At 60.2% G+C, this 26,310-nt stretch carries 24 protein-coding genes, 1 tRNA gene and 1 pseudogene; 9 read left to right on the top strand and 17 right to left on the bottom strand.

Going from position 1 to position 26,310, the window contains the following annotated elements; all coding sequences use genetic code 11:
- Nucleotides 1–2: 2 nt before the first annotated feature.
- The 3 genes from Q6L55_02990 to Q6L55_02980 are packed head-to-tail and all read right to left on the bottom strand — an operon-like array spanning nucleotide 3 to nucleotide 3,110.
- Complete coding sequence (locus tag Q6L55_02990) at nucleotides 3–1,793, bottom strand: hypothetical protein (GenBank protein MEN9257682.1); 1,791 nt, start codon at nucleotides 1,791–1,793, stop codon at nucleotides 3–5.
- A 58-nt stretch (nucleotides 1,794–1,851) separates the two neighbouring features.
- Nucleotides 1,852–2,904, bottom strand: a complete 1,053-nt coding sequence (locus tag Q6L55_02985) for an ArsA family ATPase (GenBank protein MEN9257681.1) — start codon at nucleotides 2,902–2,904, stop codon at nucleotides 1,852–1,854.
- Nucleotides 2,901–3,110, bottom strand: a complete 210-nt coding sequence (locus Q6L55_02980; GenBank protein MEN9257680.1) for a DUF2862 domain-containing protein — start codon at nucleotides 3,108–3,110, stop codon at nucleotides 2,901–2,903. The genes Q6L55_02985 and Q6L55_02980 overlap by 4 nt, the downstream gene beginning before the upstream one ends.
- A gap of 25 nt (nucleotides 3,111–3,135) precedes the next feature.
- On the opposite strand from Q6L55_02980, the gene Q6L55_02975 reads away from it, so the two are divergent.
- Nucleotides 3,136–3,708 (top strand): low molecular weight protein-tyrosine-phosphatase, encoded by a 573-nt coding sequence (locus Q6L55_02975; protein MEN9257679.1) that lies wholly within the window; start codon nucleotides 3,136–3,138, stop codon nucleotides 3,706–3,708.
- Here Q6L55_02975 and argJ read toward each other — a convergent pair.
- From argJ to Q6L55_02960, 3 genes are read right to left on the bottom strand one after another with little or no spacing between them, the layout of a single operon-like run.
- Nucleotides 3,705–4,913, bottom strand: coding sequence for a bifunctional glutamate N-acetyltransferase/amino-acid acetyltransferase ArgJ (gene argJ, locus Q6L55_02970; GenBank protein MEN9257678.1), 1,209 nt, complete (start codon nucleotides 4,911–4,913; stop codon nucleotides 3,705–3,707). The two genes, Q6L55_02975 and argJ, sit on opposite strands and share 4 nt — an antisense overlap.
- A gap of 39 nt (nucleotides 4,914–4,952) precedes the next feature.
- On the bottom strand, nucleotides 4,953–6,155 hold the full coding sequence (chrA, locus tag Q6L55_02965) for a chromate efflux transporter (protein ID MEN9257677.1): 1,203 nt from the start codon (nucleotides 6,153–6,155) through the stop codon (nucleotides 4,953–4,955).
- The gene (locus tag Q6L55_02960; protein MEN9257676.1) at nucleotides 6,152–6,709 is read right to left on the bottom strand and encodes a 4Fe-4S binding protein; all 558 of its coding nucleotides are present in this window, start codon (nucleotides 6,707–6,709) and stop codon (nucleotides 6,152–6,154) included. The genes chrA and Q6L55_02960 overlap by 4 nt, the downstream gene beginning before the upstream one ends.
- Nucleotides 6,710–6,791: 82 nt before the next feature.
- Here Q6L55_02960 and Q6L55_02955 point away from each other — a divergent pair, with 82 nt between their 5' ends.
- The 5 genes and pseudogenes from Q6L55_02955 (at nucleotide 6,792) to Q6L55_02935 (ending at nucleotide 9,382) form a co-directional block, all read left to right on the top strand.
- Entirely contained in the window at nucleotides 6,792–7,028 is a 237-nt protein-coding gene (locus Q6L55_02955) for an FAD-binding protein (GenBank protein MEN9257675.1), read from the top strand.
- A gap of 332 nt (nucleotides 7,029–7,360) precedes the next feature.
- Nucleotides 7,361–8,041 (top strand): hypothetical protein, encoded by a 681-nt coding sequence (locus Q6L55_02950; GenBank protein ID MEN9257674.1) that lies wholly within the window; start codon nucleotides 7,361–7,363, stop codon nucleotides 8,039–8,041.
- A gap of 10 nt (nucleotides 8,042–8,051) precedes the next feature.
- Nucleotides 8,052–8,393: a metalloregulator ArsR/SmtB family transcription factor gene (locus Q6L55_02945; GenBank protein MEN9257673.1), complete on the top strand. Its 342-nt coding sequence runs from the start codon at nucleotides 8,052–8,054 to the stop codon at nucleotides 8,391–8,393.
- Nucleotides 8,381–8,941 carry a DUF3365 domain-containing protein gene (locus Q6L55_02940; GenBank protein MEN9257672.1) on the top strand — a complete coding sequence of 187 codons (561 nt, stop codon included), beginning with the start codon at nucleotides 8,381–8,383 and terminating at the stop codon, nucleotides 8,939–8,941. The genes Q6L55_02945 and Q6L55_02940 overlap by 13 nt, the downstream gene beginning before the upstream one ends.
- A 29-nt stretch (nucleotides 8,942–8,970) precedes the next feature.
- A pseudogene (locus Q6L55_02935) lies at nucleotides 8,971–9,382 on the top strand (DUF3122 domain-containing protein).
- Between the two features lie 87 nt (nucleotides 9,383–9,469).
- On the opposite strand, the gene Q6L55_02930 reads toward Q6L55_02935, so the two are convergent.
- From Q6L55_02930 to crtH, 4 genes are all read right to left on the bottom strand, one after another.
- Nucleotides 9,470–9,541, bottom strand: a tRNA-Met gene (locus Q6L55_02930).
- A 19-nt stretch (nucleotides 9,542–9,560) separates the two neighbouring features.
- Nucleotides 9,561–10,226 (bottom strand): peptide-methionine (S)-S-oxide reductase MsrA, encoded by a 666-nt coding sequence (gene msrA / locus Q6L55_02925; protein MEN9257671.1) that lies wholly within the window; start codon nucleotides 10,224–10,226, stop codon nucleotides 9,561–9,563.
- The gene (locus Q6L55_02920; protein MEN9257670.1) at nucleotides 10,226–10,384 is read right to left on the bottom strand and encodes a chlorophyll a/b-binding protein; all 159 of its coding nucleotides are present in this window, start codon (nucleotides 10,382–10,384) and stop codon (nucleotides 10,226–10,228) included. Before Q6L55_02920 ends, msrA begins: the two co-directional genes overlap by 1 nt.
- 39 nt (nucleotides 10,385–10,423) lie before the next feature.
- Complete coding sequence (gene crtH, locus Q6L55_02915) at nucleotides 10,424–11,932, bottom strand: carotene isomerase (GenBank protein ID MEN9257669.1); 1,509 nt, start codon at nucleotides 11,930–11,932, stop codon at nucleotides 10,424–10,426.
- Between the two features lie 77 nt (nucleotides 11,933–12,009).
- Between crtH and Q6L55_02910 the strand changes: the two genes are divergently transcribed.
- The gene (locus Q6L55_02910) at nucleotides 12,010–13,557 is read left to right on the top strand and encodes a YifB family Mg chelatase-like AAA ATPase (GenBank protein ID MEN9257668.1); all 1,548 of its coding nucleotides are present in this window, start codon (nucleotides 12,010–12,012) and stop codon (nucleotides 13,555–13,557) included.
- Nucleotides 13,558–13,653: 96 nt separating this feature from the next.
- Complete coding sequence (locus Q6L55_02905) at nucleotides 13,654–14,793, top strand: glycosyltransferase family 2 protein (GenBank protein MEN9257667.1); 1,140 nt, start codon at nucleotides 13,654–13,656, stop codon at nucleotides 14,791–14,793.
- On the opposite strand, the gene aroB is transcribed toward Q6L55_02905, so the two are convergent.
- The 5 genes from aroB to Q6L55_02880 all read right to left on the bottom strand — a co-directional run bounded on the left by aroB (nucleotide 14,787) and on the right by Q6L55_02880 (nucleotide 22,979).
- Nucleotides 14,787–15,890 carry a 3-dehydroquinate synthase gene (gene aroB / locus Q6L55_02900; protein MEN9257666.1) on the bottom strand — a complete coding sequence of 368 codons (1,104 nt, stop codon included), beginning with the start codon at nucleotides 15,888–15,890 and terminating at the stop codon, nucleotides 14,787–14,789. The two genes, Q6L55_02905 and aroB, sit on opposite strands and share 7 nt — an antisense overlap.
- Before the next feature lie 226 nt (nucleotides 15,891–16,116).
- The gene (locus tag Q6L55_02895) at nucleotides 16,117–18,024 is read right to left on the bottom strand and encodes an iron uptake porin (protein ID MEN9257665.1); all 1,908 of its coding nucleotides are present in this window, start codon (nucleotides 18,022–18,024) and stop codon (nucleotides 16,117–16,119) included.
- Nucleotides 18,025–18,178: 154 nt separating this feature from the next.
- The gene (gene argF, locus Q6L55_02890) at nucleotides 18,179–19,102 is read right to left on the bottom strand and encodes an ornithine carbamoyltransferase (GenBank protein ID MEN9257664.1); all 924 of its coding nucleotides are present in this window, start codon (nucleotides 19,100–19,102) and stop codon (nucleotides 18,179–18,181) included.
- Nucleotides 19,099–20,166 (bottom strand): hypothetical protein, encoded by a 1,068-nt coding sequence (locus Q6L55_02885; GenBank protein MEN9257663.1) that lies wholly within the window; start codon nucleotides 20,164–20,166, stop codon nucleotides 19,099–19,101. The genes argF and Q6L55_02885 overlap by 4 nt, the downstream gene beginning before the upstream one ends.
- Nucleotides 20,167–20,396: 230 nt before the next feature.
- Nucleotides 20,397–22,979 (bottom strand): DNA polymerase III subunit alpha, encoded by a 2,583-nt coding sequence (locus tag Q6L55_02880; GenBank protein MEN9257662.1) that lies wholly within the window; start codon nucleotides 22,977–22,979, stop codon nucleotides 20,397–20,399.
- Between the two features lie 149 nt (nucleotides 22,980–23,128).
- Here Q6L55_02880 and Q6L55_02875 point away from each other — a divergent pair, with 149 nt between their 5' ends.
- On the top strand, nucleotides 23,129–24,271 hold the full coding sequence (locus Q6L55_02875) for a Re/Si-specific NAD(P)(+) transhydrogenase subunit alpha (protein ID MEN9257661.1): 1,143 nt from the start codon (nucleotides 23,129–23,131) through the stop codon (nucleotides 24,269–24,271).
- Here the strand turns inward: Q6L55_02875 and Q6L55_02870 are convergent.
- Together Q6L55_02870 and lysA are read right to left on the bottom strand one after the other, a co-directional pair.
- Entirely contained in the window at nucleotides 24,253–24,918 is a 666-nt protein-coding gene (locus Q6L55_02870; protein ID MEN9257660.1) for a DUF2459 domain-containing protein, read from the bottom strand. The genes Q6L55_02875 and Q6L55_02870 overlap by 19 nt on opposite strands.
- A 6-nt stretch (nucleotides 24,919–24,924) precedes the next feature.
- Complete coding sequence (gene lysA, locus Q6L55_02865; GenBank protein MEN9257659.1) at nucleotides 24,925–26,265, bottom strand: diaminopimelate decarboxylase; 1,341 nt, start codon at nucleotides 26,263–26,265, stop codon at nucleotides 24,925–24,927.
- Nucleotides 26,266–26,310 lie beyond the last annotated feature (45 nt).

The raw sequence follows: 26,310 nt of genomic DNA, 5'->3' as shown, positions 1-26,310 counted from the left end.
TATTACGAACCCAAGTCCGGCATGGGTTGCGGGGACGGCGTCCACATTTGCCAGCTTACCCCCACAAACCCCAGGATATACACCCCAATCGCGATGGCCACAAACGCCGCCAGCGTAGCCCACACGGGATGTCCCCCCTTGGTCTTTTGCCCTTGGCGCGTGGTTATTTGGTGGACCTCAATCCAGGGTGTCGCTCCCCAGCGCAACCAGCCCTGCACCACCACCGTTTTACCGATGAAGCGCACTGGATGGCGGCTGCCCAACCACAAATGCCCCAGGTAACTAGGGGATGGCTGGTAATGCAACGGCAGGGTTCCCCCAGGGGTGGCCAGCCACAGGTCCTGCCCCAAAGCATTGTCCCAACTGAGCCGCCCCAGCAGTTGCCCCTGCCAGATTTGGGGTTGCCCGTAGGCGGGCGAATAGGCCCCGACCGTCACTGCTTGCACCACATTCGGTTCCGTCTCCGGCGTCCGGGGGGGAATGTCCGGGTATAGGAAATTGATGCGCAACAGCATCCCACACCCCCAACCCAACCAAGCCAGGGCAATGGCCACCCAACGGTCTGGTTGCCCCACAAACACCCCCATTAACCAACCGATGACTACTCCCGTGAGCCAACCACCTGCCAACCCCAACCAGGGAGCCAGATGCAACGCCTGTTGTCGCCAGGGCAACGGTTGCCGTTCGGGAATCTCCACCTCCGGGGGAATGCGCCATTGCCGCGCCACCTGCATCAAAAACTGCAACCGCGCTGTCACATCCGCCTGAGCCAGATCGATATTCAGCCAGGGCCAGCGGGGACGCAACACCTGCTCCCAGGGCACCTCCGGCGGAATCGTTCCCAGATACACCCCCCAGCGGGGATGCACCGGCAAAAGCAACTCCCACAACTGGTACAGATGGGGCATTCCCCCCTTTTCCTGTAACACGCCCGCCGTCGCCCCGTGGAGTTTCAAGATCCCCCGGGCCAGGGCATTGGGGTCAGCCGTCATCTGCACCGCCTGTCGGTCGGCATACAACGTCAGCACCCGGGCCAAACCCAACCCCGCCCAGCGCCAAAACCACCACAGCCCATAAAACAGCCAGGACAAGGTTCCCGTCAGCCACGCCCCCCGAGGCCACCACTCCCCTAACCGCGCCAAGCCCAAATACAGCCGGTAGGGAATTTGCAGCAGCAACGTCAGCCCCGACAGCAACCCCAGCCCCAGAAACACCGCTGTCCGTCCCAGGGGCAACCGCATCAGACTACGCCGGCTGAGTTCCTGGGCCACCAGCGCCTGCAATTCCCGGTCCGTCAGCGCCGCCACCGCCCCTTCACTTAACACCAACCAATAGGCCTGGGGCAACCAGCCAAAACTCCACAGCACCGGCACCGGCTGGTCCAACCACCACAGACGGACCAAGGGCCAGCGGCGTTCCCGGCAGGAGCGCTCAATTAACCGAGCCGTTTCGGGGCAACGGTCGCCCAACTCTGCCAAGGTCATCCCCCGTCCCGGTCCCAGCCGCGGCAACAACCAGCGCAATACCCAGGGCGAAACAGTCAAACACCCCACCAACAGCCCCAGCGTCAAGCCCACCGGTGGGCGCACCCAGGTGAAATAACGCAGAGTAGTGAACAGCACCTGACTGACCAATTGCCCCACCCAATAAAAACTGTGCAGCACCAGCCAGTAAGCCAGCACCAGCGTCCCCAACCCCAGCAACCATAGGGGCCAGGTCAGCGATGCAGACAAAGGTTGCCATTTCTGGGGCCGGGGGGCACAACGCCAAACCCGCTGCCGAGGCCCAACCACTTCGCTTTCGCCTGGGTGATCGGCTGGCCGTTGCGCTGCGTCCCCCATCGCACCCCCCCTAGAACGTAATCGTCAGGTACGGCTCCTGAAAGCGGGCAGAAGTGATACGGCGTCCCTGCCAGGCCGGCGGTAGGGTGATATTGCGTCGCTGGTCCCCCGCCTCCACCGTCAACCCCGGCCCATACTGGGTTAGTTTAACCTGGGACTTGGGAAACCCCGGCAAAAACAACCGAATTTGTTTAGCCGCTTCATCCATTTCCAGCGGCGGCGGCACCGGCACCACTTGGTCCAAATCCGGCAACCGCGCCAGCGTGCCCACCGGCAAAGGAGCAAAGGGTTCCCTTAGACCTGTCTCGTCTCCTTGACTGACCAGCACCCCCTGCACCCGTACATCCACCTGTTGGGCACTGCCCCAGTACCAGCGGGCATTAGCCACATCGGCCGGGTCATCCGTGGTCACCAGATAGGCCGTCAGGGTATGGGGGTCCTGCACCAGCGCTTGCCCCTGGCGCAATAGCTCCTCTAACCATTGCCGGGGCTGGTCCAGGGATGACTGCTCCCATCCCCCCGTAAACACCGCGCTCACCAGTGGCCCCAGCAACGGTCCCACATTGCGGCTTAATTCCGACGCCAGCAGCACCTCCTGAAACCGCCGGTAGTACCAATCCGCCAGATGAGGCAGGCCCACCATGCGCAGGGTTTCCCGGTCGCTGGCCCCATCGTACAGAATCACATCGTACTGTTGACTTTGCCAATACCCCCGCAGGGCGTTCAGGGTCAACAAGCCGTCCAACCCCGGCAACACCCCCAGCTCCTGTCCATAGACATCCCGGAAAAAGGGGGACCGGATGTAGCGGGCCTCCAGGGCCTTGAGTTCCTCCCAGAACTGCTCCAGCAACCGAACCGACTGTAGGCGCACCCCCCAGAGACCGGCGCTTATTTCCTGAGGTTCTGTCGGCAGGGGTTGCCCCAATTCCCCCTCCAAGGCTGGATTGGGGTCATGGGTCACCAGCAGAACCCGGCGCTGGCGTTGGGCAAACCACCGGGCCACCGTCGCCACCACCTTAGCCCGCCGCCCCGCTTGGCCCAGCCAGGTGAGAATTCGGGTCATGAATACACGGGTTCTAGCTCTTCCGGAAAAAACCAGGTCTGGCTCTGGTCATTGAACTTCACCACCAGGCCAATGCTTTTGCCGTCCACAACCCGCAGGTCCGTGACCACCCCCACTTGTCCCAGTTTCTGGCTCACTGCCGGGCCGACCCGGTCCTTCAAACAACAGACCCGCACCCGCTGGCCAATGTATATGTCTGCCGCCATATCTCCGTTTAGATTCAGTGAATCAATGCTCAGTGTAGCGGGTTTGGGGGCCGGGCGGGAACCGATTTTTGGTACATTGGGGGTGCAGGCGTTGGCAGTGGCTATGACCACCACCCCAACGAAATTGCTGTTTGTCTGCATGGGCAATATCTGCCGTTCCCCGGCGGCGGAAGGGGTGATGAATCACCTGCTACGGCAGCGGGGTCTCCAGGACCGCTATGTGTGCGATTCGGCGGGCACGATTGGCTATCATGCCGGCAGCCCCCCCGACGAACGGATGCAGGCGGCGGCGCGCAAGCGGGGCATTGTACTCACGGGGCGGGCACGGCAGTTTGAACCGGCGGATTTTGAGCGCTTTGACCTGATCCTGACCATGGACCGGGAGAACTACTGGGACGTGCTGGCCCTGGACCCGCAACGGCGCTACCGGGACAAAGTCCGCATGATGTGCGAATTCTGCCGCGTTTACCAGGCCCGGGAAGTCCCTGACCCCTACTACGGCGGTCCCGAAGGCTTTGAACGGGTGTTGGATTTGCTGATGGATGCCTGCGAAGGGCTGCTGGTGGCCCTGGAACAGGGGAACCTGGTGGAGCGTTAGGTGGTGTATTCGGCGTTAATGCGCACGTAGTCATAGCTCAGGTCACAGCCCCAAGCGCAGCCCTGCCCCGGTCCCCCTCCCACCCGCACCCAGATCACCACCGGGTCGCTCTGGAGATAGGCACAGGCAGCCGCGCGGTCAAAAGTCAGGGGTTGTCCTGCCCGCATTAGGGGAATGTCCCCCAGGTCAATAGCCAACTCATCCGGGTCAAAGGGCACCCCGGCCCGGCCAGCCGCCGCAGCAATCCGTCCCCAGTTCGGGTCCCGGCCAAACACCGCCGCCTTCACCAACAGCGAACCGGCAATGGTGCGGGCAATGCGGCGGGCCTGTTCATCCGTGGCCGTACCCTGCACGCGCACCTCGATCAGACAGGTGGCCCCTTCCCCATCCCGCGCCACTTGCTTGGCCAGGGCCGTACAGGCTTCCGTCACCATGGCCGCCAGAGTAGGCGCTGCCGGATGTTCGGCGTGGATGGGTGTTCCCCCTGCCGCCCCATTGGCCAGGGCCAACACCATGTCATTGGTGCTAGTGTCGCCGTCCACCGTGATCTGATTAAAACTCACCGCCACCGCCTCACGCAGCACCTGCCGCCAGAAATCCCCCGTCACCGGCGCATCACAGGTGAGAAACGCCAGCAGCGTGGCCATCTGGGGGTGGATCATACCCGAGCCTTTGGCCATGCCACCGATCCGCAAAGGCGGCGAAAGGGCTGTGCTCTCTAGGGCAATGGTCTTGGGCACCAAGTCGGTAGTGAGAATGCCGGCAGCCGCCAGGTCCCCCCCCTCCCGGGTCGTCGCCGCCACCAGCCCTGGAATCGCCGCTAGCAGTTTCTCCATAGGAATCCGCTGCCCGATGACCCCGGTGGATGCCACCAGCACTTCTTGGGGGGTGATGCTGAGAGCTTGGGCTACCGCCACCGCCGTCCGACAGGTGTCCTCCCAGCCCTGGGGACCCGTCGCTGCATTGGCTTGACCCGCGTTACACACAATCGCCCGCACTGGCTGTCCCGTCTGGAGTTGGGCTTGGCAGTAGCGCACGCAGGCTGCTCGCACCTGGGACATGGTAAAAGCGCCCGCCACCACCGCCGGCCGTTCCGAGTAAATCAACGTCAAATCCAGCGCCCCCGATGGTTTGAGTCCCGCCCGCACTGCCCCCGCCCGGTAGCCCTGGGGAGCCGTCACCCCGCCTGGGATCACCCGCCACATCGGTTTTCCTGCCAACGCCATTAAGGAAACCATAGCAGATCAGCCGGCGATGGCACCGTAAATTGCCCCCGTGAGCGCCCCTATACCCAGCACCAGGGCCGGATGCCGCTTGTCACGCCCCACCATCACCAACGTCAGCGCAAACAGGGCCACGTTCAGGACCAATCGCCCCGGTTCCTGCAGGGGAAACACCGTGGGGGCCAGGTAAATGGCCGCCGACATCACCATCCCCACCACCACCGGGTTGACTCCCGCCAGGAAATGCTTGACGTTTTCCAGGTGGCGGAACTGGCTGTAGAACTGGGAAAGAAACGTCATCAGCACCAGCGACGGCAAAAACAGTCCGGCTGTAGCCACCAGGGCACCCGGCAATCCCCCCAGGCGATACCCGGCAAAGGTGGCCAGCACCGCAATCGTCCCCGGCATGAGTTGACTGATGGCCACCCCATCAATGAACTCCTGCATGGTCAGCCAGTGGAGCCGGTCCACCACCAGTTGCTTCAGCAGCGGGATGAGCACAACCCCCCCACCGAAAAAGGCCAGCCCCACCTTGAGGAACGTCCAGCCTAGGGTCACCAACGGCACCGATGTCACCATCGTCCCAACAGCTCCGTGGGGCACCAGTTGAGCTGCCAAGGGCACACCCACCACCACCGCTGTTGGTCCCGGCTGGGGGTGTTTTCGGGGGCGATGGGACGTATTCATCCTTTGCCACCAGCCCAGCAGACCACCCCCTCCCAGCAACGCCAGGGGATTGACCCGAGCGACGCTGCCTAGGCAACCGGATAGGACCAGCGCCCAGACCAACGGCGAATGCACCAGCCGCCTTTTCATCCCCCAGGCCATGGTGACAAGGATCCCCATCACCACTGGCGCCATGCTGTCGAGCATCGCCTGCAACAACGGCATGTGGTGGTAAGTGAAATAGAGCCAAGACAGCAGGATGACTGCGGCAAGCGACGGCAACAGAAACGCCAGGCCAGCAAGCACCCCCCCCAGCCACCGGTGCAGCCGATAGCCGATGAAAAAGGCCGCATTCACCGGGAACGACCCCAGGATTTGGCTCAGGGCCACCCCGTGGATAAACTCCTCAATGTCGATCAAACGCCGCCTTTTGACAAACTCCATCTCCATTAGGGCAATCATGGCCATGCCCCCGCCAAACCCAAGGGACCCTAACTTCAAAAACGTCCAGACCATAGCCGGCAGACGCAAGGGGCGCTGGAGCTGCTCAGCCGTCATGTCTCCTCCACCTCCCCTGCTGCCGGTAGAGCTTGAGTGGATTTTGCGGGTTGGCGCTGCTTGCGGGTAGCTGGCCCCAACTTGGCAATGGACTCCTGCAGCGTCCCCATCGGGCAAATGGCACACCAGGCCCGCTCGTTATAGGTCAACCCCAGGGCAATAGCCACGGTGGACGTGACCACGCACATACTCACAAACACCCCGCCGACCGCCAGCCAATCACCCCAGGCATAGCTCAGGCGCACCACAAACCCACTCATCACCAGCACAAAAATTCCCCAGCGCAACAACTTGCTGCGAAAAAGCCGAGGATAAGGACGCCGGGGACTGACCCGCGCCAGGAAAATATCCAAAAACGCCCCCCGCGGGCACAAATTGCCACACCAGTACCGCCCGTGGAAATAGGCCTCAAACGGGATAAACAACATCATCGCCAGCATTAGGTACCCCAGCAGGGGCTGAAATAACCCGCCAACGGCAATCAGGAAAAATAACCACACCATCCCCCACTGACTGGGCTTGCCATAGCGCCTTTTCCTGCGACTGACCACCATCCCTCGACCACCTCCTACAGTATCACCCAAAATGAATATATAACTATTTAGTTAATAAGGTCAAGTATGTTGGAGGAGGGCGATGGCGGAGGTTGTGGTGATTGGGGCCGGGCTAGGGGGCTTACCGGCGGCCTATGAGTTGCGACATCTATTGGGGCGGCGGCATCGGGTGACGGTGGTGTCAGCATCGCCCCAGTTTGCGTTTATTCCCGGGTTGGTGCAGGTGGCTTTGGGGTTGACGCCGTTGGAGCGTATCCAGTTGGACTTAGCCCGTATGGTTTGGTTGGGTAGAAGGCGCGGTGGTGCGGGTGGACCCTGAAGCTCAGCGGGCGTACACGGCGGCGCAGGAGCTACCTTATGACTATTTGGTGATTGCCAGTGGACCGGGGTTGGCCATGGAGCTGGTGCCGGGGTTAGGGGTGCATGCCCACTCCATCTGCATGGCCAATCATGGGCTGGCGGCGCGGGCAGCTTGGCAGCGGTATTTAGAACAACCGGGGGACCTGGTGGTGGCAGCAGCGCCGGGGGCAGGTTTTTTGGACCGGTCTACGAATTTGTTTTGTTGGCGGAGCGGGAGTTGCGGCGTCATGGCCTACGGGAGCGGGTGCAAATTCCTACATCACGCCGGAACCCTACATCGGTCACTTGGGGGTGTCAGGGGTGAAAAACGCCCGCGAGTTGACCGAAGGCCTGATGCGGCGGCGGGGCATCCAAACGGTGACCCATGCGGCGATTCAGGTGGTGCTTGCCGACGGACGGTGTTTTCCCTTTGCCTACAGCATGATCCTACCGGCGTTTCGGGGGGCGGACTTTGTGCGGACTTCGGACCTGGGCAATGAACGGGGGTTTTTACCGGTGTTGCCCACGCTCCAGCATCCCCGGTACCCGAATATCTACGGCGTGGGGGTGGCGGTGCACCTGGACCAGCCGGACAAAACACCCGTTCCCGTTGGACTGCCCAAAAGTGGTCAGATGACGGAGGCCATGGCGGTGGTGGCAGCCCACAACATTGCCGTTGCCCTGGGGGCCATCCCCGGACCAATGCAGGTGCCGACGCTAGAGGCTCTCTGTTTTGCCGAGTACGGGGAAACGGGGATTGGCTATGTGGCCGCGCCGGTGCTACCTGACCCCCAAACAGGTCAACGCCGTTATGCCTATGCGGTGCAGGGGGTGTGGGTCAACTGGGCCAAGGCGGTCTTTGAGCAGTACTTTCTTGCTAAGATGCGGTTGGGGGTGGGTATGCCGGCGATGGAAAAGTGGGGGCTGCGTCTCCTGTTTGGTCTGGAGTTGTCCCAGGCGGTGGCTCCGCAGCAGCAACCGGCAGCTTCCTAGGGGGGGCACGATGGGTCTAGGTATCCCACCAACGGGGACGATGCCGGATGTGGAACGCCTGGCGGACCTCTTCAAGTTGCTGGCGGACCCGAGTCGTTTGCAATTGCTCTGGTGGATTGGGCAACGGGGGGAGGTCAGTGTGGGGGAATTGAGCGCCCGTACCGGTTTGAGCCAGGCTAATGTCTCTAAGCACCTGCAGGTGTTGCGTCTAGGGGGTCTAGTGGCTTGTCGCAAGGAGGGCAACAACCGCCTTTATTTCCTGGCCGACCCCCGTTGTTTCCAGATGTGTATCGAGTCATTAACCCATTTATCCCAAAAGGCCCAGGAAGGGGGTGCTTCATGCGAGGACTGATGGTGTTGGCTCTGCTGCTGGGGCTGCTGGGGGGATGGTTCCAGCCGGCGTGGGCCATGGTGAACCCCACGGAACTGGGGGAGGCGGTGACTGCCATTGAGCAATTGGACCAGATGCGGGTGGGCTTGGCCAGTACGCTGGAGGGACGCGCCCAGGAGCCAACGCTGGAGACGTTTCAGCAGGTGTGCGCGCCGGTGGGGAGGCGGTCCAAGGAGATTGGCCAGACCCACGGGTGGCAGGTGCGCCAGGTGGCCCTGAAGTACCGCAACCCCAACCACCGACCCCAAAACACCCGCGAAGAACAAGCCCTGGCGGAATTCCAGGAGCACCCGGATGTGCAGGCTTTTTGGCAGCAGGATGACCAAGCGGTGTACTACTTCCGGCGGATTGATGTGCAGACCAGTTGTTTGGCTTGTCATGGCCCCAAGGAGGCGCGGCCGGCTTTTGTGAAAAACAACTACCCCCAGGACCTAGCCTATGACTTCCGGGTGGGGGACCTGCGGGGGATGTACGAAGTGGTGATTCCCCAGAAGCCAGCGGGTTCGTGAAACGTTGGCTGGTGTTGGGGCTGTTGCTGATGGTCCTGTGGAGTTGGGCGTTGCCGGGGCAGGCCTTTATTCGCACTTTTGACGAGGTACCCGGCCAGGTGCTGGTGCCATCCCGACACACCCTCGAAGACGACGCCGGTTGGGCCTGGCAGGTGGTGCTGTTTGCCCGGCGACAACAACTGCAACTGCGCCTGCTGGGGTTTCCTGAGCGCTATCACCTGCGCCATCCTGACCCTTTGCGCCTGGGGTTCCACCTGGGAGGCGGCGGATGACTTTTCCAAAGCCGAGACCGTTACCAACGTGGGGCAATACAACTTGCGGCCTTTGGTGGGAGTGCTACCCCTGAACCAACCCTTGACCCTAGTTCTACCCCTGGTCGAGGGGGAGCGGCGTATCCAGGTCCCTGGGGCGGTGGTGCTCCGTCAAAGCCGGCAACTGTAGCTCAATAGGGTTGGACCGATGCCGGGGTCGCGCCGAACCACACCCGCCGACCCCCAGAATCGGGGAGGCAGCCCAAACCCCAGAACATGGCTCAGGTGTGATTTGAACACACGACCAAGGGCTTATGAGTCCCCTGCTCTACCGCTGAGCTACTGAGCCGACAGTCTTTTATTGTAGCTTATGCGTCGGAGGCGACAAGTTCTTCCAGGGGGAAAGGAACACCGGTACCGCCCAACCCACAGTAGCCGCCGGGATTTTTGGCCAGATACTGCTGGTGGTAGGCCTCGGCGTAGTAAAACTCCGGCGCATCCAGGATTTCAGTGGTAATGGGGCCATAGCCAGCGGCGCTGAGGGCCTTCTGGTACAGGTCACGGGATTGCTCAGCCAACCGCCGCTGCTCAGGCCCATACACATAGATCCCAGAGCGGTACTGGGTGCCCACATCATTGCCCTGGCGCATCCCCTGGGTGGGGTCGTGGTTCTCCCAAAAGGTTTTGAGCAAGGTGGCGTAGCTGATTTGTTGGGGGTCAAACACCACCCGCACCACCTCGTTATGACCCGTCAGCCCCGTGCAGACCTCTTGGTAGGTGGGGTTGGGCGTATATCCCCCGGCGTAGCCCACCGCCGTCACATACACCCCCGGCAACTGCCAAAATTTGCGCTCGGCCCCCCAAAAACACCCCATGCCGAACATGGCCATCTCCATACCCTGGGGATAGGGGGGCTGGAGGGGGTGACCGTTCACATAGTGCTTTTCCGGCACCGGCATCGGGGTGGAACGACCGGGCAGCGCCTCCTCCGGCCGGGGCAGCACCAGCTTTTTACCCAGTCCAAAAATCCCCATTACAGTAAGCCCAGGAAATGCAACACCCCTTGACCACTCAGGGCCTCCACTATCAGGGCCGATACAAACCCCAGCATCGCCAAACGCCCGTTCCAGTTCTCCGCTCCTGCGGTAAAACCCCAACGCCACAAATTCCGCTCTTGATTGTTCATCACCATCCCTCCCAAAACATCCCTATTGACAACTTAACGAAAAGTTCACAGTTTTGCAACATTTCTTAAAAGCCCCAGGTCGGCGGCGACCCGATGGGCGCAGGCAAAGCCGGAAAAGGCCACGGCGTTGAGTCCCTGACCGGGGAAGGTGCTGTCGCCGACGCAATAAAGGCCGGGGATGGTGGTGCGGTTGAGGGGCATGGGGAGCAGGCCGGGCAAGGCGCGCCGGGGTATGGGGCCATAGGTGCCATCCATCCGTCCGAGAAAACGGCGATGGGTGCGGGGGGTGCCCACTTCCATATAGTCCAAATCCTGATCCAGCCGAGGAAACAACCGCATCAACCGTTCAATCACTTGGCCGGCCTTGGTTTCCTTTTGGCGTTCGTAGTCCCGGGGTGACAGGTATTCCCAATCCGACAGCCAGCAGGGGGTAAAGGCATGGAGGATGTGATAACCGGGGGGAGCCAAATCCGGGTCGAGGAGGGTGGGAATGGACACAAACAGGGTTTGGTAGGGGTCGGTCATAGCGTTCCAGTCGTCGAGCAGCACGTGATGGCAGTCGGTGTCAGCAGGAATGGCGCTGGCTTTCACCCCCATATGCAGGCTCAAAAAACTGGGGGAGGGTTGATAACGGCGGCGCCAACGCTGCTCGGCGGGGGGAATTTCCGGTAATAAATGACCAAAAGTATCCCAGCGGGTGGCGTTGGAAATGATGCGTTTGGCCCGGTAAATTTGACCGTTGGCCAGTTTTACCCCAACCGCTTGGCCCCGCTCCAGCAGAATGCGGCTAACCCGGCTTTTATAGCGAATTTCACCCCCATATTGCTCTAGCCCGGCGGCTAGTTTTTGGGCGATTTGGCCTACGCCCCCCTTGGGATAGCGCACGCCTCCGTAATGCCGGTCGGCAAAAACCATCCCCGCATTAATCATGGGCGTTTGGTCCGCCGGCACCACCGACCAGATGTAGCACTCCAGGTCAATGAATTTCAGCAGCTCCGGGTCGCGAATATATTTACGGGCGATGGGTCCTACATTCCAGGGCAAATAGCGGGCCAAGCCCAAACAGGCACCAGGGTTTTGCCAGAAAACCCGCAGCAAATAGCGGGGTTCTTCCAAAGACAGCAGTTCGATGGTATTGAGATAGCCAAATACGCGCCAGCACTCGTCATAGAAGCCACGGATACCCCGCTTTTCATGGGGAAAAAGTCGCGTCAGTTCCGCCAGAAATTGCTCATAATCCCGGTGCACCCGTACCTGTTGTCCCCCCGGCAAATGGTAGTGGACTTGGACGGGGTCGGGGATGGTCTCCAGATGTTGGTCCACGGCGGCCAAGGCCCGGGTCAGCAGGTTGGTGGTTCCCTGGTCCCCGAAACCGAAAATCATGGAGGCGCCCACGTCGAAGTGGTAGCCATTGCGGGCAAAATAACCGGCGCTCCCTCCCGGAATGAGATATTTCTCCAGCACCAGCACACGCGCACCCCGGCGGGCCAGTTGCGTCGCTGCCACCAACCCCCCTATCCCGGCGCCGATGACAATGGCATCCCATTGGGACACGGTTGCCCCCCCTGCACCTTGCTCTTTCAGTGTACTGCGCCCGGACTACACTGGAGGTGATAGGCGGGAGAGGACCGATGCATACCCGGGTTTGGAGCGCAGCGCTGCTGGGTATTGAGGCAATTCGGGTGGGGGTGGAGGTGGACATTGCGCCGGGGCTGCCGGGGCTAGTGGTGGTGGGACTGCCGGACAGTGCGGTGCAGGAGGCGCGGGAACGGGTGCGGGTGGCCCTGAAAAATGCCGGTTTTACCGTTCCCCAACGCAAGGTGGTGGTCAACCTTACGCCTGCGGACCTGCGCAAGGAAGGCCCGGCCTTTGACCTGCCCATGGCCATCGCCATCCTGCTGGCCTCAGGACAAGTCCAGGTGGATGATACCCATACGACCTTATTCCTTGGGGAATTATCCCTGGATGGGTCGCTGCGGGGGGTAGCGGGGGTATTGCCCATCGCCGCGACAGCGCCCAGGTTGGGAATCACGCGTCTGGTGGTGCCCACGGCCAACGCCCGGGAAGCGGCGCTCATTCAGGAATTGCAGGTGTATGGCTGTGACCATTTGGGGCAGGTAGTGCAGTTGTTGCAATCGCCGGGGGCGTTTCCGGTCGTGCGAGTGGACCCGATGCAGGAACTCCAGCGCTCTGGCGACCAAACCTGTTTAGATTTGCGGGATGTGAAGGGGCAGTATTTGGCGCGGCGGGCCTTGGAGATTGCGGCGGCGGGGGGGCACAACTTGCTGCTGGTGGGGCCGCCGGGGAGTGGCAAGACCATGTTGGCCCGACGATTGCCCGGGATTCTCCCCACCATGACCTTGCAGGAGGCGCTGGAGGTCACCCAAATCTATTCAGTGGCCGGGTTGTTGCCGGAACGGGGGGCGCTGATCAACCAACGACCGTTTCGCAGTCCCCACCATTCGGCCTCCGGACCGGCGCTCGTTGGGGGTGGCAGCATCCCTAAACCCGGGGAAGTGTCCTTGGCCCATCACGGCATCCTCTACTGCGATGAGCTGACGGAGTTTAAGCGAGATGTGCTGGAGTTTTTGCGCCAACCCCTGGAGGACGGGAAAGTGACCGTATCCCGAGCGCGCCAGACGGTGACCTTTCCGGCCCGGTTTACGTTAGTTGCCTCTACCAATCCCTGTCCCTGCGGCTATTACGGCGACCCGGTGCAGCCCTGTAGCTGTAGCCCGCACCAACGGCGGCAGTACTGGGGTAAACTGTCGGGGCCGTTGCTGGACCGGATTGATTTGCAGGTGCAGGTGGGGCGCCTCAAGCCGGAGGAAATGGTGCAGCAGCCGACGGGAGAAGCCTCAGCCGCCGTGCGGGTGCGGGTGGAAAAAGCGCGGCAGTTGGCGCGGGAGCGATTTGGGGAACGCTCATCCGTGCAATGCAACGCCCAGATGCAACCGGTCCATATCCGCCGCTGGTGTCAGCTAACGTCGGACAACCAAGGTCGTTTAGAACAGGTGATTCGCCGGTTGGGTTTATCGGCGCGGGGGATGGACCGCCTGTTAAAAGTGGCGCGCACGATTGCCGACTTGAAACAGAGCACCAGCCCCTATTTAGATTGGGAGGACATCCAAGAGGCCATCCAATACCGGTCGCTCGAACGATGGCACACCAGTTATTAGCAGTAAAACCACAAACGGTCGGTCTAGCATCCAGGGGCAATCAATGTTGTAAAAGTTATTAAAATAGGCAAGCGGTGTAGGGGGTGCTGAGGGTTCATGGGTTTAGTCATTTTACTGTTGCAATTACCGGCGACGGCATTATTATTAGCGCGATTATTGACCGGATTACAGCGCTCTTCTCCTTTACAACCGGCGCCGGAAATTCCCGCCTATCTCGGCCAAGTGAGTGTTATTATTCCGACCCTCAACGAAGCGCAACGCTTAGGGCCATGCCTAGAGGGAGTCAGACGCCAGGGCTACAGTGTGCGGGAGATTTTGGTGGTGGACAGTCATTCCCAAGACGGCACCCGGGAATTGGTAGCTGCCCAACAGGCCCATGACCCCCGTATGCGTTTATTAACCGACCCGCCTTTACCTAGGGGTTGGGTGGGACGTCCTTGGGCTTTGGATTGGGGCTGGCGACAGAGTTCTCCCCATAGCACTTGGATACTGAATTTGGATGCCGATACCCGTCCCCAAATCGGTTTAGTTCCTGCGCTTTTGGAGCTAGCCCTTCGCGGAAACTATGACCTGATTACCCTATCGCCCCAATTTCTGCTTAAATATCCGGGCGAATGGTGGCTGCAACCGGCCTTACTCATAACCTTAATTTATCGGTTTGGGGCCACCGGTGCGCCTATCAGCGACCCAGAACGCCTCATGGCCAACGGGCAATGTTGCCTAGTTAAACGGCATGTATTAGAGCAAGTGGGGGGCTACGAAATTGCCAAAAGTTCCTTCTGTGATGATGTGACATTTGTGCGTCAGGTAGCCCAGCGGGGTTACAAAGTGGGCTTCTTTGATGGGTCAAAGGTTTTGCAGGTGCGCATGTACGAAGGGGCCAAGGAAACCTGGCGTGAATGGGGACGTTCACTGGACTTGAAGGATGCAACCGAGCCTGGACAGCGCTGGGGCGATCTCTGGTTTTTAACGGCTGTGCAAGGGTTGCCTCTGGTGGTGCTGATGACCAGTCCTTTTTTCCCTCCTAATCCCATCCATCAGATACTGGTGGGCTTGAATGCTGGTTTACTCCTCATTCGTTGGGCGATGTTATGGGCGATTCGTCCGGTTTATGCCGGTTGGAGCAGGCAAAGCTGGCCCTTCTGGTTATCGCCTTTGGCCGATCCCTTGGCGGTGTGGCGCATTTTTCTTTCCACCATCACTCGCCCGCAACGCTGGCGTGGCCGGAGTTATTGACCTTGTAGGCGCAGCAATGCCCGGCGAAGGACCTCTGGGGGCACTTGATGCGTAATCTCTGCCCGGCCAATCGCTCTTGGCAAGACAAATCGCAGCCTTCCCCCCTGGACTTTCTTATCCCAATGCAGCGCGTTTTGGATGGCCTCCAGGTCAACATCGGGCGCCAGTTTGGTGGGGAGTTTCACCTTGGCAATTAGTTCTTTTTGGCGCATGTATTCGGTTTCCGACCACCAGCCCAACTGCACGGCCATATCACCGGCGGCGATCATGCCCAGGGCCACCGCTTCCCCATGGGTATAACGCCGGTAGTGGGTCACTGTTTCAATCCCATGGCCAATGGTATGACCGTAATTGAGGAGCGCCCGCAGTCCGCTTTCCCGCTCATCTTGACTGACGATTGTTGCTTTTGCTTGACAGGAGAAATAGAGGATTTGCGTGAGGGTTTCCGGGGCTAGATACCGGTAGTGGGACAGGCGTGGTTGTGCTTCCAGCAGGGTAAACAGTTGGGGGTCCCCGATCACCCCGTACTTGATAACTTCCGCCATACCGGAGCGATATTCCCGAGGGGGCAAGGTTTGCAGGACTTGGGGATCAACCATGACCATTTTGGGCTGATAAAAAGCGCCGATTAAATTCTTACCCATGGGGTGATTGACGCCCGTTTTTCCGCCGATAGCCGCATCCACCATCGCCAGTAGGGTGGTGGGGATTTGCACCAAGTTGATCCCCCGCAACCAAGTTGCCGCCGCAAAACCAGCCATATCCCCGATCACCCCCCCCCCCAGGGCCACAAGAGTTGATTGCCGCTCCAGACGGTGTTGGGCGCACTGCTGGTAAATCCGTTCCACCGTTCGCAGGGTCTTGTAACGTTCACCAGCCGGCAAAAGACAGGATTGGGCGTCAAAACCGGCGGTTTGTAAAGCTTGTATTACAGCTCCCCCATAGGCACGAAAAACGGTGGGGTTAGAGACAACCAGCACCTTACCTTTTAGACCCATTTGCGCCAGCCATTGGCCTGTCCGATGCAACAGACCGCTGGCAATAGCAATTGGGTAACTCCGCTCGCCCAAGGTAACGGTAATGGTCCTGTCCGGCATAGATTTAGGGTTGGTCTGGGGAAAACAGGTCTTTGACGAAAGCCACCATCACACCGGCGATGATAGCGCCCAAACTCCTCATTGGCCACCCGCTGGTCTATACCTGCCCAACGCTCATTGTCTATTGAAGCGACAACACCGAGTCCCGCAATTTCCGCATTCCTAAACCAAGCGGCCAGCCATCTAGTAGCCAGCCGCCTGTTGGACTCAGGTTATAGGGTGGAGACTAGAAAGTGAAAGTCGTCCGGACGGTATAGACCACGATGGGGTCGTTGCGGCTATCCCCGTTGGGGTTAAACACCACAAAGGCACCGGGCGTTACCGTCAAGTACTTATTGACCTGGAACCGATACAGGGCCTCCACATGCACCGGCACATCCCGGTCCCGCAACCGAATCCGACGAGCTGGTGCATTTGGCGCAACTATACCAGCAGGTACGTTAAAACCAGTAGGAGCTTGGTTACCAAACCAGTCACTGGACACCACATAAGGGGGAATCCCCACAATCAACCCAGCCAGATCACCCCGACGGCCAAAAGTATCCGGGAAAGCAAACGCCAGAGCTGCCGTCAGGATTTGCGCCCGTCGGGTCCCCTGCCTAGGAACAATTCCCCGTCGGTCACCTTGACCCCGCGCCCAGCCATAGCCAAACCAACCCGCCAGCGTGAACTGGGGCAAAGCCCGCCACTGGAACATCAGGTTGACGGTATCCATATTGACAGCCGTGCGGCCGGGGTCAAGCAATACCCCCGAACCAGTCGGTGTCCCTGGCGGAAGAAAGGGGTTAACCGCAAAATCTGTCCCCGTACCACCAGTCAGATTGATGCCCGAAGCTGTAGCACCTACTCGGTTCCGATCCTCATTGTAGGTATGGGTGTAACCGATCCCGAACTTAAAATCACGGACCGGTTCCACACCCAAGAGAACACCCACTGTGTAGTTCGAGCCAAACAGACCCAAATCAGGGTTAGCAGCAGAAGCACCTCGACCAGGATTGACAGCCAAGTAACCAGCATCAACGCGAAAGATGGGATTGAACCGGTAGCCGATAAAGGCACCAGAACCCGTGTTGCTACCCGACCGATAGAACAGAGGATTGAAACGACCAAAACGGGAAATCGAGCCAGTTCCATCCGAAGCCAACGGGTTGTAGGTATCGAAATAATCATTGAACTCCACATTGGCCCCCGCAATCATCACCCGACCCCGGTCCCGGTCAAAGGTGAAATCATAGGATAAGTGGTCAACTTGGAAATTACCATTAGTACCAATGTCAAAACTCAAGCGACTCTCATTCGCACCTGTTGCGGTTTGTAAGTTATCCACATCACCAACTTGCAACCGCACCCGCAACCGGTCCCGACCGTTAAAGCTCGTATCAAAGTTCAACCGCGCCCGGTAACCGAAGGCCAATCTGTCAGCCGTGCGCGCCCCCCGGCCAAGGATAATGGGGTTCCCGCCAGCTGACACAACTGCACCCCGAGCCGCTCCTGCCGCATTCGAACCAGTAAAGTTCCGCCCCCCCCGCAGCAACTCGTTTTCAATCCGGTTGTAGGCCACCCGGCTATCCGCCACCCCATAGGGCGCAAAGATGACCTCCCCCCGCAGCTTGGTCACCGTGGAAAACTGCTGCTGCTCCAGCAGAGCCGTCCGCGCCTCAATCGCATCCACCCGGCCCCGAATCACCGACAACTCCGCCGCAAACTCCTCCTGCAACCGTTGGATCACCAGCAGGTCATCCTTGGTCACCAGATTCTCCACCGACGCCGCTATCAGCTCATTAATCCGGTCCAAGCAAGCATTCAAACCAGCCGCAAACTCAAACCGCGTCGTCGCCCGGCGCCCTTGATAGGTCGGCGGCTGCGTCGGCAAACCCACAATACACCCATACCGCTCCACCAACGACTGCAACGCCTGAAACGCCCAGTCCGTCGGACTCACATCCACAAACTCCGAAACCGACGTCACCTGCGCCTGGTTAATCGTCGAAGGCCCCACATAGTACTGCTCGGCCCGCTGGAGCGTGGGATTCGTACCCGGCACCGCCTGCGCCCGAGCTACGCCACCAAATACCGCTACCACCCCAAAGGCCGCCGGCGCCACCTGAAACAACTTCAGCAACGTGTCACGCATCACTCCACCTCACACCTCAACAACCAATCAGTAAGCTGGTGAACCCATGCTTCTACTATACATGCTCTGTTCACACTTGCGACTTTAGCGCGCCAACATTAAGCCTGATTGGTAAACAGGTTAACAGACGGTTAAGACGCCAAGGGGTCAGCGGTCAGACGAGTCCCAAAACCTGGGCCAGGAGTGCCTGCTGGGCATAGAGCCGGTTTTCCGCCTGGTCCCACACCCGCGACTGGGCACCCTCCAAAACTCCCTCGGTGATTTCTTCCCCCCGGTGAGCCGGCAAACAGTGCAGCACAATGGCCTCGGGGTCCGCCAGCGCCAATAACCGCTCGTTGACCTGATAGGGCCAAAAGCGGGGGATACGGGCCGCCGTTTCCGTCTCCTGCCCCATGCTGGCCCACACATCGGTGTAGAGCACTTGGGCTTGCTGCACCGCCGCTTCCGGGTCCTGGGTTTGCACCAACCGGGCGCCCCCTTGCGCTAAAGCCTGCGCCTGCTGCCAGATGGTCGGGTCAGGCCGATGTTCCGGGGGCGTGGCCACCGTTAAATGCATCCCCATCAGCGCACAACCCAACAGCAGCGAATGACAGACATTGTTCCCATCCCCCAAATAGGCCACCCTCAACCCGGCCAGCCCCCCAAAACATTCCTGCATGGTCAGCAAATCCGCCAGCACTTGGCAGGGATGCTCCCGGTCCGTCAGGGCATTGATGACCGGCATCGTCGCCCACTCGGCAAAAGCAGCCACCTCCGCTTGGGCATAGGTGCGAATCGCCAGCACATCCAAATACCGGTCCAACACCCGCGCCGTATCCCGGATGGGTTCCCCCCGGCCCATCTGCATCGCTCCCGGCTGCAGGTCAATCACCTGACCCCCCAGGCGCAACATCGCCACCGTAAAACTCACCCGGGTCCGGGTAGACGCCTTGGTAAACAGCAACCCCAGCACCCGCCCCTGGGCATTCCCCAACCGCTGACCCTGCTTGTACAGGCGGGCCAGTTCCAACAGGCTGTGGATTTCCGCCGCCGACAAATCCGCCATGCTCAAAATATCCCGGCCCGCCAGGGTATTCATCGCCCTTGCACCAGCACCAATTCGGTGGGGGGACTGGTCTCATTGCCCCAACGGGCCACCGCCCGCACCCGGTACTCCGCCCCCACCGGCACAACCCCCCGCCAGGGCACCGCCACCTCAAACCGCCCGTTGGCATCCGCCACCACGTCCTGATTGACCAGGGTCTGGGGCGCCACGGTAATCACCCCCCCCAACAGGGGCACCTGGGATGTCACCCGGACTCGCACCACCGCCCGGGGACGCGTCTGCCCCACCAAAGTAAAGCCCCGGCTCTGGATTTGGTCCCCATCCCGGTGACTGAGAAATTGGGGTTGCAGGGGGATGACGCCAGGATTGCCAGGAGTAGGGAGATTACCGATGGGAGGCACCGGTGTGGTCGTCGCCGTCGCCACAAACTCCACCGGTTGGGCCGCTGCCGCATGGACCACCTGCCCGTCCCGCTCAAGCCGACCCACTACAACGCCATGGCGGAAAACCTCCCCGGCCTGCACCGCTTTGGTGGCCACGTACACCCCCGGCGACACCTCCTGGGCGTTCAACACCTCCGGCGCTCGACCTTCCCGAATCAGCCAAAACCTGGCCTGGGCGCGGGGTGTACCGTTCATGGTCACCAAAAACGTACTTCCCGGTCCCAGGGGCTGGCTATCGGCGTTATGGTTAATATCCCGGATTTGCACTTGCGCCTGGGGACGCTGCACCCGAAACGACCACTGCACCGTGCGCGGCACCCCATCCATCCCGGCATAGGTCACCCGCACCGTATTGCGCCCCGGCGGCAGGGGACTGGTGGGCCGATAACTGAAAAACGTCCGGGTAATGGTACTTTGGGCCGTCACATCCCGGTCGTTGACAAACACCCGCACCGAATTGGGGTTCACCGGTCCCCCCGCAAATACCCCAGAAATGGACGTATCCGGAGGCACTTGCCGACTATCCGGCTCCGGGTTCGGGTCCGTCACCTGCTGGGCCTGGGCCACCGGCTGCACCCCCACCGGCACCATCAGACCGCCCATTAACCCCAAACTCAATAAACCCGTCACCGCCAGCCGCTGCATCCTGTTCATGGCTTGTTCTCCTGTGGCTCGATTGTAGTCCACCTTCTCCGATGCCCAAACCCCAACCCCGGTTCCCCATCCCCAACTCTTGACAAAAATTTTCAATAAACGCTAAAGTAACTATCGAGTTCTCCTCTCTCAGATGGATACACAGGTCAGCCGGGGCGGTCTGCTCTGGCTATTTTTATGACTACCCGCCAGCCTCGACCGGCCAGATATTGCATAAAGGTTGCAAAAAGCTAAACTTGGGCCAGGGTCACCACCGGCAGGGCTTGCAATTCCAGTCCCTGGGTGAAGATTTCATCGAGGGTGTGCATGTGCCCGTCGGTGGTCATGAACTTATGGTCGGGGGTGGCGCGGATCACCGTCCCGTCGTCGAGTTCGTACTCATAGACCACCTGCTCTCCCCGGTCGTGCCACTGGGCAATGGGTTGGGTGTAGAGTTCCCCTTGGGCATTGACGCTATAGACGTGGCAATGTAGGCGGCGCTCGACAATCTCACCAATGGGCACGGGGCCGTACTCCACGGTGAGCACCTCCGTTTCGTAGGTCAGGCAGTACTCGGCAAACAGCACCATTTGTTCAAACAGGGCCACGGCGATATCTTTGGGGATGCCGTTTTTGGCCGCCCCCTCTAAAAACACCTGCCGTTGTTTTTCCATTTCCTCCGGTTTTTTCTTGCCCATGGCCCGCCGCAGCAAATCCGCTTGCCCTAGTGAATAACCGGCCATATCCTGGGCAATTTTCATGATCTGTTCCTGGTAGATGATGAGGCCATAGGTCTCCCGCAGAATGGGTTCCAGCAGGGGGTGGGCATACTCAATCTTTTCTCGGCCGTGTTTCCGGTCAATGAATTTGGGAATCAAACCCGCATCCAGGGGACCGGGGCGATACAGGGCCAAGATGGAGGAAATGTCCTCAATGCTCGAAGGTTTCAAATCCCGGACAATCTGGCGCATCCCCGCCGATTCCAACTGGAAAATGCCCTCCACTTCCCCCCGCTCCAACAGGGCATAGGTTTTCGGGTCATCCAGGGGCAAATGGTCCAGGTCAAGGCGCACTTGATGATTTTTTTCAATGAGTTCGACCGCTTGCCGGATCAGGGTCAAATTGCGCAGCCCCAGAAAATCCATCTTCAATAGGCCCAGGGACTCGATATCCTCCATGGCGTACTGGGTGATAAGGGCGCCGTCATTGTTGCGTTGCAGGGGCACCAGTTCATCCAACGGTTCCGGGGCAATGACCACGCCGGCGGCATGGACGCCAAAGGTTTTGTTTACCCCCTCAATGCGCATGGCCAGGTCCACCCAGTGGCGGACTTTTTCTTCTTGCTCGTAGCGAGCTTTGAATTCCGGTGAAGGGGTATTTTCGCTAATCATTTCCTGCAACGGGGCGGGCTTGCCGCGAAACACAGGAATCTGTTTGGCCATTTGGTCGGCCTCCCGGTGGCTGATGCCCTCCAGCACCCGCGCCACGTCCTTGAGCACCGCCTTGGAGGTCATGCGGTTGAAAGTAATAATTTGGGCGACCCGGTCACTGCCGTAGTGTTGGGTGACGTATTCAATCAGGCGGTCGCGGTTCTCAATGCAAAAGTCCGTGTCAATATCGGGCATGGATTTACGCTCGGGGTTCAAAAAGCGCTCAAACAGCAGGCCGTGATGCACCGGGTCAATGTTGGTGATTTTCAGGGCATAGGCCACCAGGGAACCGGCAGCTGACCCCCGACCTGGCCCCACCGGAATCCCATGGTCCCGGGCGTATTTCACGTAGTCCCACACCACCAAAAAATACCCGGAAAACCCCCGCTGCTGAATAACTTTTAATTCATAGGACAGCCGCTCTTTATAGGCCGGGGGAATCTGGTCCCGCTTCATGCCCAACCGTTCCGATAGGCCCTGCCAAGCAATTTGTTCCAGGTAGGTGTCCACCGTGTGGCCCACCGGTACGTCGTAATGGGGTAGGCGGGGTTCCCCTAAAATGTGATAAGGCTCGATTTTCTGAGCAACTTCGAGGGTGGTTTGGATGGCGGTTTGGATGACATCATCGTCGAGGTGGTCCCGAAACAGTTGGGCCATTTCCTGGGCCGATTTCAGGTATTCCGTGCCGCTATAGCGCAGGCGTTTGGTGTCGGTAATTAACTTGCCGGTTTGGATGCACAGCAGGGCGTCGTGGGCTTCCACATCAAAGCAGGAAATGTAGTGGGAGTCATTGGTGGCAATGTATTTGATGCCTAGCTCCTGGGCAATGCGGATGATTTCCACATTCACAATCCGGTCTTCCGGGTAACCGTGGTCCTGGATTTCCAGATAGAAATCATCCCCAAACACCTTCTGGTACCAAGCGGCGATCTGGCGGGCTTCCTGGCGCTTTCCCTGGAGGATTTTCTGGGGAATTTCCCCCCCCAAACAGGCGCTGGTGACAATAAGACCTTCGCGGTAGGTCTCCAGAAGTTCTTTGTTGATGCAGGGGCGGGAGAAGATGCCTTTGCCCTGGACCCCTTGGAGGTGGGAAATGGTGGTGAGTTTAACCAGGTTTTTGTACCCTTGGGTGTTTTTGGCCAGCACAACCTGGTGATAGCGGGGGCTGCGTTCCTGCTTGGTAATGTCCCCGTTGATGATGTACATTTCGTTGCCGACGATGGGTTTGATCCCCCGCTCCCGGCATTGCTTGATCAGTTCAATGGCGCCGTACATCACCCCGTGGTCGGTAATGGCAATCGCCGGCATGTTGAGCATCACGGCCTGCTCCACCAACTGGGGAATTTGACTGGCGCCGTCCAGCAGGCTGTATTCGGTGTGGACGTGCAGGGGTACAAAGGACATGGGCTATAGGGCTCGCAGGGATACCGAATGGCATTGTAGAGCACCAGCGCCAGGGGCAGGGATGCTAAAGATTTTCTGGATTTTTGGGGTGGGGTCGCCCTTGGCCGTGCCACATTAAAGTAGCTGTCCGCTGATGGGGGTCGGGGGATATGCGCATAGCCGTCCTGAAGGAACGGGAGCCGGGGGAAACACGGGTGGCCCTGGTGCCGGAAGCGGTGGGGCGTTTGGTGCAACGGGGTCTGACGGTGCTGGTGGAACAGGGGGCGGGGGAAGCGGCCTATTTCCCCGATGGGGCCTATAGCGCGGCGGGCGCCCAGATCGTCTCTGACCCGGCGACGTTGCTGGCCCAGGCGGATGTGGTTCTCAAGGTGGCCCCCCCCCAGGAAACCGAAGTACGCGGGTTACGGCCCGGAACGGTGTTGATCGGGTTTATGGACCCCCTGGGACGGCCCTGGTTGGTGCGGGATTTGGCGCAACAGGGGGTGACGGCTTTCAGTATGGAGATGATCCCCCGTATTTCCCGCGCCCAGAGCATGGATGCCCTGTCCTCCCAGGCGTCGGTGGCGGGTTATCGGGCGGTGCTCCTGGCGGCGGCCCACTTGCCCAAATTTTTCCCCATGCTAACGACGGCAGCCGGGACTATTCCCCCCGCCAAGGTCTTTGTCATCGGGGCCGGGGTGGCAGGCCTACAGGCGATTGCTACGGCGCGGCGCTTGGGGGCGGTGGTGGAGGCGTTTGATATTCGTCCCCAGGTCAAAGAGGAGGTGCACAGTCTGGGGGCCAAGTTGGTGGAAGTGACTCTAGAGGAGGCCGTGGAAGGCGGGGGGGGCTACGCCCGGGAGGTGTCGGAAGCCAGCCAGGAAAAGTCCCGCCAACTGATTAGCGACCATGTGGCTCGTGCGGAGGTGGTGATTACCACGGCCCAGGTGCCGGGGAAACGGGCGCCCCTGTTAGTCACGGAAGCCATGGTTGCCCGGATGCCAGCCGGTAGCGTGATCGTGGACGTGGCCGCACCCCAGGGGGGCAATTGCGCCCTGACGGAACCGGGACGCCAGGTGGTGCGCCACGGGGTGACCATCCTAGGGCCGTTGAACCTGCCGGCAACGATGCCCGTCCACGCCAGCCAGATGTACAGCAAAAATCTGTTGAGCCTGCTGAACCTGCTGATTAGCGGTCAGGAGTTGCGCTGGGATTTTGCCGATGACATTGTGGCGGCCGCTTGCATTACCCACGCAGGTGAGATTCGCTCCCCCCGGGTGAAAGAGGCCTTGGCTCAAGAACTGGCGGCCTGAGGACAGGGACAGGTCCAGCGAGTGTGCCACAGGAGGCTGACGGTCACCAGGGGCAGCCAGGGCACAGGGACACCGGCGCGGTCCAATCCCTCCGCCGTCCAATGGTTGCAAGTAAACAGCAGCGAGTAGGTGGCCCGGGCGGCAAAAAACTGCCCCACCGGTTGATGCCCTCGCCCCAACGGTTGCAATCGCCCTTGGTCATCCCGCCGGAACGAGTCCTGGATGTACTGCGCTAGTTGGCGGTACTGGTCCGGTTGCAAACCAATGCACTGGGCTGCCTGGGGTGGTTGAGCCAATGGATAGACATAGACAATTCCCGGATTGGCCCAGAATAAAGCCCGCAACCCATCCGGCCAGCGCTGCCACAGAGGGGCCGGGGGCGCCATGTAAAACTGTTGCTCGCCAAACCCAAAACCTAGGTAATCCGGTTCACCGAGCGCAATTTGGTCCATCGGTAGCATCAGTGCCCAGTCCCAGATGGCATTGCGGCGGGGCAAAATGAGGTCCGAGTGAATCACCCCCCCCACAATGTAAATCCCAATCGGGCAGGGGGTTTCCCGGGCAACGGGCCGGCGCCGGGGCAGGACCATCCCCAATCCCAATACCAACAGCAACCCTAGTCCCCCTACCCCCAGCCACCGGCGCATCTGGGGTCAGGCCCCCACCAGTTCCAAGCGGGCCGGTAAACAGTCCTGCCGCAGGAGGTCTTCCCAGGTTTCCCGTTTCACTAGCAACTCCGCATCCCCATCCCGCACCACCACAGCTGCCGGGCGGGGCATACGGTTGTAGTTGGAGGCCATGCTGGCGTTGTAGGCACCGGTTGCCAGCACCACCAGCACATCCCCTGGTTGGGTCAAGGGCAGGGCGAGGTCGCGGATCAAAATATCCCCCGATTCGCAGTGCTTGCCGGCAATGGTTACTGTTTCCGCCAGGGGGTCGAGGCAGCGATTAGCCACCAGCGCTTGGTAGGAGGCCTGGTAAGTGATGGGACGGGGATTATCCGACATGCCGCCGTCCACGCTTAGATAGGTGCGCCCGCCGGGAATATCCTTGCGCCCGCCGATGGTATAAGCCGTCACACCGGCCGGTCCCACAATCGAACGCCCCGGTTCCGCCACCAGGCAAGGCAAGGGCAATCCCCGGCTTTGACAGTGATGGGCTATGCCTGCACTCACCACCCGCACCCAATCGGCAATCGCCGGCGGCTGGTCGCTCTCTACATAACGAATACCCAATCCCCCGCCCACATCCAACACCCGCAACGGCAAGCCGGCCTGTAGCCCCTGGGCGTAATAATCCACCAGCACCTGGGTCAAATCCCGGTGGGGGTCCAGGGCAAAAATCTGGGAACCGATATGGGCATGTAAACCGATGCATTCCAGATGCGATTGCCCCAGCAACCAGTCCACCAGGGCCGGCCACTGACCGGGGTCAAAGCCAAATTTGCTGTCGAGATGCCCCGTGCGGATGTACTCGTGGGTGTGGCACTCGATCCCCGGCGTCAAACGCACCAGCATCGGCACCCGCACCCCCTGCGCCTGGGCCAAAGCCGCCAACGTCTTCAGCTCATGCCAGTTGTCCACCACAAGGCGGCAGCCATAGGCCAGGGCCAACTCCAATTCCGCCGGAGACTTGTTATTGCCGTGAAAATAGACCCACTCGGGTTTTACCCCCAACCGCATGGCCGTCAGGAGTTCCCCCCCGGAGACCACATCCAGCCCCAGACCTTCCCCCACGACCATCGCCAGCACCCCCAGACAACACCAGGCTTTAGCCGCGTAGATCACCTGGCTCGGTCCGGGATAGCACCGCCGGAACCCCTCCTGATACTGGCGGCAGGCCGTGCGCAGAGTCACCTCATCCAAAATATACAGCGGCGACCCCCAACGCTCCACCAACGCCACCACATCACAACCACCAATCACCAAATGACCCTGAGCATTGGTGCTGGCCGTCAGGGGCAACAACTGCTGGTTGGGGGCCAGGTCCGCCATTGGGGGTCCTCCTAGACACGCGCCTTTCTAGTGTAACCCCCTACG

The organism is Gloeomargarita sp. SRBZ-1_bins_9, assembly GCA_039794565.1.
In the GTDB taxonomy this organism is placed as follows: Bacteria; Cyanobacteriota; Cyanobacteriia; order Gloeomargaritales; family Gloeomargaritaceae; genus Gloeomargarita.
This window is presented reverse-complemented; position numbering and strand designations above follow the sequence as displayed.

Coding starts and splice junctions, on each gene's coding strand:
- Q6L55_02985 (MEN9257681.1), bottom strand. CDS start 2,904: ATGACCCGAATTCTCACCTGGCTGGGCCAAGCGGGGCGGCGGGCTAAG.
- Q6L55_02980 (MEN9257680.1), bottom strand. CDS start 3,110: ATGGCGGCAGACATATACATTGGCCAGCGGGTGCGGGTCTGTTGTTTG.
- Q6L55_02975 (MEN9257679.1), top strand. CDS start 3,136: ATGCTCAGTGTAGCGGGTTTGGGGGCCGGGCGGGAACCGATTTTTGGT.
- argJ (MEN9257678.1), bottom strand. CDS start 4,913: ATGTGGCGGGTGATCCCAGGCGGGGTGACGGCTCCCCAGGGCTACCGG.
- chrA (MEN9257677.1), bottom strand. CDS start 6,155: ATGACGGCTGAGCAGCTCCAGCGCCCCTTGCGTCTGCCGGCTATGGTC.
- Q6L55_02960 (MEN9257676.1), bottom strand. CDS start 6,709: ATGGTGGTCAGTCGCAGGAAAAGGCGCTATGGCAAGCCCAGTCAGTGG.
- Q6L55_02955 (MEN9257675.1), top strand. CDS start 6,792: ATGGCGGAGGTTGTGGTGATTGGGGCCGGGCTAGGGGGCTTACCGGCG.
- Q6L55_02945 (MEN9257673.1), top strand. CDS start 8,052: ATGGGTCTAGGTATCCCACCAACGGGGACGATGCCGGATGTGGAACGC.
- Q6L55_02940 (MEN9257672.1), top strand. CDS start 8,381: ATGCGAGGACTGATGGTGTTGGCTCTGCTGCTGGGGCTGCTGGGGGGA.
- msrA (MEN9257671.1), bottom strand. CDS start 10,226: ATGGGGATTTTTGGACTGGGTAAAAAGCTGGTGCTGCCCCGGCCGGAG.
- Q6L55_02920 (MEN9257670.1), bottom strand. CDS start 10,384: ATGGTGATGAACAATCAAGAGCGGAATTTGTGGCGTTGGGGTTTTACC.
- Q6L55_02910 (MEN9257668.1), top strand. CDS start 12,010: ATGCATACCCGGGTTTGGAGCGCAGCGCTGCTGGGTATTGAGGCAATT.
- Q6L55_02905 (MEN9257667.1), top strand. CDS start 13,654: ATGGGTTTAGTCATTTTACTGTTGCAATTACCGGCGACGGCATTATTA.
- aroB (MEN9257666.1), bottom strand. CDS start 15,890: ATGCCGGACAGGACCATTACCGTTACCTTGGGCGAGCGGAGTTACCCA.
- Q6L55_02895 (MEN9257665.1), bottom strand. CDS start 18,024: ATGCGTGACACGTTGCTGAAGTTGTTTCAGGTGGCGCCGGCGGCCTTT.
- argF (MEN9257664.1), bottom strand. CDS start 19,102: ATGAATACCCTGGCGGGCCGGGATATTTTGAGCATGGCGGATTTGTCG.
- Q6L55_02885 (MEN9257663.1), bottom strand. CDS start 20,166: ATGAACAGGATGCAGCGGCTGGCGGTGACGGGTTTATTGAGTTTGGGG.
- Q6L55_02880 (MEN9257662.1), bottom strand. CDS start 22,979: ATGTCCTTTGTACCCCTGCACGTCCACACCGAATACAGCCTGCTGGAC.
- Q6L55_02875 (MEN9257661.1), top strand. CDS start 23,129: ATGCGCATAGCCGTCCTGAAGGAACGGGAGCCGGGGGAAACACGGGTG.
- Q6L55_02870 (MEN9257660.1), bottom strand. CDS start 24,918: ATGCGCCGGTGGCTGGGGGTAGGGGGACTAGGGTTGCTGTTGGTATTG.
- lysA (MEN9257659.1), bottom strand. CDS start 26,265: ATGGCGGACCTGGCCCCCAACCAGCAGTTGTTGCCCCTGACGGCCAGC.